Source organism: Parabacteroides distasonis (assembly GCF_004793765.1).
Classification (GTDB): Bacteria; Bacteroidota; Bacteroidia; order Bacteroidales; family Tannerellaceae; genus Parabacteroides; species Parabacteroides distasonis_A.
The window spans coordinates 1-1,426 of the sequence record NZ_SRYM01000120.1 but is presented as its reverse complement, the minus strand read 5'-3'; the positions used below and the strand labels follow the sequence as shown (position 1 = coordinate 1,426).

Below are 1,426 nucleotides of genomic sequence, written 5' to 3'. Positions count from 1 at the left end.
TGAAGTGACCCCCAAAAGTTGGACGGGTTAAACATTATCCAGTAATTGAAAGAGTTCGGTATTGCACCGGACTCTTTCCTTTTAATCGGGATTTAATTCTTTTATAGTTGTAATACTCTATATATTCATCCAGAGCCTTCATGAAGGCTTCTGGCGATTCAAATTCTTCTGCATATAGAAGTTCAGACTTCATGATACCGAAGAAGTTCTCAACCATCGCATTGTCAAGACAGTTCCCTCTACGGGACATGCTTTGTATAATGTGATGTTCCGCAAGGCGCTGACGATAGCCGAAATGCTGGTATTGCCAGCCCTGATCGGAGTGAAGTATAAGTCCGTCAAGTCTGTCAAACCTAGCAAAAGCTTTGTCAAGCATGTCGTACACCTGCTCCATATTCGGACTGCGAGAGATATTATAAGATATAATCTCACCGTTGAACATATCCAGTAGTGGTGATAGATAAAGCTTGACCGAGCCAATATTTATCTGTGTCACATCAGTAGCCCATTTGCGGTTAGGGGTTTCGGCAGCAAAGTTCCTTGCTATTATATTGGGTGCAATCTTTCCGACCTCTCCTTTATACGAGCGGTAACGTACTTTACGGATTCTACTCTTAATACACATCTCATCCATTAGGCGCTGCACAGTCTTATGGTTTATGACAACTCCACGGTTACGCATCTCCGCAGTTACCCGGCGATAGCCGTAGCGGCCTTTATGCTCATGGTAAATAGCTTTTATGGTTTCTTTCTCCATGGCGTACTTACCGTCTGCTTTCAGGCGCTTCAAATGATAATAAAACACGGAACGAGCCATCTTTCTCAGCTTCAATAACAAGCCAAGAGGATATTTCGACCTTAGTTCGTTGATGGCTTTTGCCCATTGAGACGTGCTCGGGCTTTCTGTTCCTCGACTAAGGCCTTCACTTTTTTTAGCAGCGCGTTCTCTGCTCTCAGACGGAGGTTCTCTGCCTGAAGCTTCTCAAGTTCTGTCTGTGGGTCTCTTTTCTTTGGTCTTGCCATTGGAGTTTTGGGAGGGCGACCTCGCCGTTTTACGTCATATAGTGAGCCTCCTGACCGAACCTTTCTCAACCAAGATATAATCGTGCTGCGGTTCACATCATAACGAAGGCTTAACTCTTGCAAAGTTACACCATCCTTGATATGTTCCAAAATAATTCTTTCTTTTTCTGCAGGACTAAAGTGGTAACCCTTGGTTGATTTGCGAAGACCTTCTTCTCCATAAGCCCTGTAACGTGACAACCAGCCGCGAACCTGATGCTTGTCAAGATGATGTTCACGACAAATGGTTTCAAGACATTTACCACATGTAATTTCACTTACGACATTCAGCTTTTCTTCAAAACTATGCTTCATAAAAAATGCACTCCAAAAGTTTTGTGTCTAACTTTTGGGGTGCACTTCA

The 1,426-nt window shown here is 43.5% G+C and carries 1 protein-coding gene and 1 pseudogene; both read right to left on the bottom strand.

The genetic code is table 11. From position 1 onward, the window contains the following. Window positions 1-34: 34 nt before the first annotated feature. Window positions 35-880 (bottom strand): annotated as a pseudogene (locus tag E5342_RS18960) (IS3 family transposase); the annotation flags it as partial. Continuing rightward, on the bottom strand, window positions 859-1,377 hold the full coding sequence (locus E5342_RS18955; RefSeq protein WP_121735029.1) for a helix-turn-helix domain-containing protein: 519 nt from the start codon (window positions 1,375-1,377) through the stop codon (window positions 859-861). The gene E5342_RS18955 and the pseudogene E5342_RS18960, both read right to left, overlap by 22 nt. Window positions 1,378-1,426 lie beyond the last annotated feature (49 nt).